This is a genomic window from Sphingomonas bacterium (assembly GCF_903643065.1).
Taxonomy (GTDB): Bacteria; Pseudomonadota; Alphaproteobacteria; order Sphingomonadales; family Sphingomonadaceae; genus Sphingomonas.
Map to the genome: position 1 here is coordinate 1 of NZ_CAHJWX010000454.1, position 2,662 is coordinate 2,662.

Annotated in this window: 4 protein-coding genes; 3 read left to right on the forward strand and 1 reads right to left on the reverse strand. The window is 69.2% G+C overall.

The window, feature by feature from the left end:
* The first annotated feature begins 59 nt into the window (after positions 1-59).
* Positions 60-785, forward strand: a complete 726-nt coding sequence (gene rph / locus HUU95_RS13770; RefSeq protein WP_174280625.1) for a ribonuclease PH — start codon at positions 60-62, stop codon at positions 783-785.
* Positions 782-1,396 (forward strand): RdgB/HAM1 family non-canonical purine NTP pyrophosphatase, encoded by a 615-nt coding sequence (gene rdgB / locus HUU95_RS13775; protein WP_174280626.1) that lies wholly within the window; start codon positions 782-784, stop codon positions 1,394-1,396. Before rph ends, rdgB begins: the two co-directional genes overlap by 4 nt.
* A 109-nt stretch (positions 1,397-1,505) precedes the next feature.
* On the opposite strand, the gene HUU95_RS13780 is transcribed toward rdgB, so the two are convergent.
* A complete protein-coding gene (locus HUU95_RS13780; protein ID WP_254602811.1) occupies positions 1,506-2,078 on the reverse strand; it encodes a PEPxxWA-CTERM sorting domain-containing protein in 573 nt (190 codons plus the stop codon).
* A 164-nt stretch (positions 2,079-2,242) separates the two neighbouring features.
* Between HUU95_RS13780 and HUU95_RS13785 the strand changes: the two genes are divergently transcribed.
* Positions 2,243-2,662: radical SAM protein (locus HUU95_RS13785; protein WP_438827216.1), on the forward strand; the 420-nt coding region annotated here is incomplete at its 3' end.

The following is a 2,662-nucleotide window of genomic DNA, read 5'->3' on the forward strand; positions in this document are numbered from 1 at the left end:
GAGGCTGGCGCGCGCGACCGCCCGCGTCTAGGGCGCGCCCGAACCTCAGGAGTATCCCGATGCGCCCCAGCGGCCGCGCCCCCGATCAGATGCGCGCGATCACGATCGAGCCGCACTATACGTGCCATGCGGAGGGATCGGTGCTGATCGGCTTCGGCGACACGCGCGTGCTCGTCACCGCCAGCGTCGAGGAGCGCGTGCCGCCGTTCCTGCGCGGCAAGGGCGAGGGCTGGGTGACGGCCGAGTACGGGATGCTGCCCCGCGCCACGCACACGCGCGGCTCGCGCGAGGCGGCCAAGGGCAAGCAGTCGGGCCGCACGCAGGAGATCCAGCGGCTGATCGGCCGTTCACTGCGCGCCGTCACGGACACCAAGCTGCTGGGCGAGCGCCAGATCGTGCTCGATTGCGACGTGCTCCAGGCCGATGGCGGCACGCGCACCGCGTCGATCTCCGGCGCCTGGGTGGCGCTGCGGCTGGCGGTGAACGGGCTGTTGCGCGAGGGCAAGCTGACGCGCGACCCGATCGCGCAGAAGGTCGCGGCGGTCAGCTGCGGCATCCATGCCGGCCAGCCAGTGCTCGACCTCGACTATCCCGAGGATTCGGCCGCCGACGCGGATGCCAATTTCGTGCTGCTGGAGAACGGCCACATCGCCGAGGCGCAGGCGACCGCCGAGGGCGCGAGCTATGACGAGGAGGCGCTGCTGCGGCTGCTCCGGCTGGCGCGGATCGGCTGCGCGGAGATCTTCGCGGCGCAGGCGCGGGCGGTTCAGGGCTCCGGCGCATGAGCCTGGAGCTGCCCGGCCCGCAGGCGGTGCGCAAGCTCTCGCCCGGCCGGCTGGTGATCGCCAGCCACAATGCGGGCAAGGTGCGCGAGATCACCGCGCTGCTGGGCCCGTACGGCGTCGAGCCGGTCAGCGCCGCCGCGCTCGACCTGCCCGAGCCGGAGGAGACGGGGACGACCTTCGTCGCCAACGCCGAGCTGAAGGCGCGCGCCGCCGCCGACCTCTCCGGCCTGCCCGCGCTCGCCGACGACAGCGGCCTGTGCGTCGACGCGCTGGGGGGCGATCCGGGCATCTTTTCCGCGCGCTGGGCGCCGGACAAGGACTTCGGCGCGGCTATGGCGCGGATCAACGCGCTGGTCGGCGATCAAAGCCGCGACGCCCACTTCATCTGCGTCCTCGCGCTCGCCTGGCCCGACGGCCATGTCGAATGGTTCGAGGGCCGCGCGGACGGCACGCTCGCCCCCGAACCGCGCGGCAGCAATGGCTTCGGCTACGACCCGCTGTTCCTGCCCAACGGCGGCGACCGGACCTATGGCGAGCTGACCCCGGACGAGAAGCACGCCGACAATCACCGCGCCCGCGCCTTCGCCAAGCTGGTCGCGACGGTGTTCTGAACGCCGACCCAACCCGGCCCAAACAACCTCCCCGGCAAACGCCGGGGCCCAGTGCGGCGCTTGGGAATGGGCACCGGCGTTCGCCGGGGAGGCGCTTTGTCGCAGCAAATCAGGCGAAGGCCACGCTCGTCCGCCGTCGCCGCAAAGCCGCACCGGCCAGCCCGAAGCCACCGATCATCATCGCCCAGGTGGCGGGCTCGGGCACGGCGGGCTCGGCGCTAACGGTGACGCTACCAAATGCTATCCCCGCACCCCCGGTAAACACTTGGCCGGACAAATCGACAGGTAGGGAGCGGGCCGTCCCGGATGGCAGCCTAGTAGAGAGAGTCACGCCACTACCAGCAGTGTTGCCGAACGCATCGCCACCAGCCGGGACAAAGCCGTTTACCGCAAAGTAATCGGATGGCTGAGTTGGATAAAGGCCTCGAATGTAATTTATATAAACATTGGCATACGAATAACCGTTTAGATAAAGCTGGACACCCGTAGTGTAGGTTTCCTGAGTCGAACCATCAGGAAAGACTTGTCCGCCGGATGGCATCGCGGCGGTGTCATAGCTTAGATAACCAGTCACACTCTGGCTCTGAAACGTACCAGTGAAATTGAAGACTTTCACTGCCGCAGCGGCCGGCGTCGATGTCATCGCAAGCGAAGCGGCGGCAGCCGCGATCTTGTAGTACATGTGTAGTCCCCCATCCCGTCTCGCGCGGCCCCCATGCCGCGCGAATCTGGCTGTCGACAGCGAGGTGACGTGCGCACTCGGCCGCCGTCAATGACGTATATTTCATCCTCTCGCCGTATCGCACGCCCGGTGACGCCGCCCGTCGCTTCCCTTATCGGATCGAGGTGACACTGCCCCTCGCCCTCTACATCCACTGGCCGTTCTGCGTCAGCCGGTGCCCGTATTGCGACTTCAACAGCCATGTCCGCGCCGCCGTCGACCAGGACGCGTGGCGCGACGCGCTGCTCGCCGACCTCGCGCATGAGGCGAGCCTCACGCCGGGGCGAGCGCTCACCTCGGTGTTCTTCGGCGGCGGCACGCCCTCGCTGATGCCGCCCGCCACCGTGGCGGCGCTGCTCGGGGCGGCGGCGTGGCATTGGGGGTTCGCGGCCGGGATCGAGATCACGCTGGAGGCGAACCCGTCGTCGGTGGAGGCGGCGCGGTTCGCCGATCTGGCGGCGGCGGGGGTCAACCGGGTGTCGCTGGGGCTGCAATCGTTCGACGATGCGGCGCTGCGCTTCCTGGGCCGCGCGCACGACGCCGCC

Bases quoted from the DNA above. Each gene is read 5' to 3' on its own strand.
- rph (WP_174280625.1), top strand. From the start codon at position 60: ATGCGCCCCAGCGGCCGCGCCCCCGATCAGATGCGCGCGATCACGATC.
- rdgB (WP_174280626.1), top strand. From the start codon at position 782: ATGAGCCTGGAGCTGCCCGGCCCGCAGGCGGTGCGCAAGCTCTCGCCC.
- HUU95_RS13780 (WP_254602811.1), bottom strand. From the start codon at position 2,078: ATGTACTACAAGATCGCGGCTGCCGCCGCTTCGCTTGCGATGACATCG.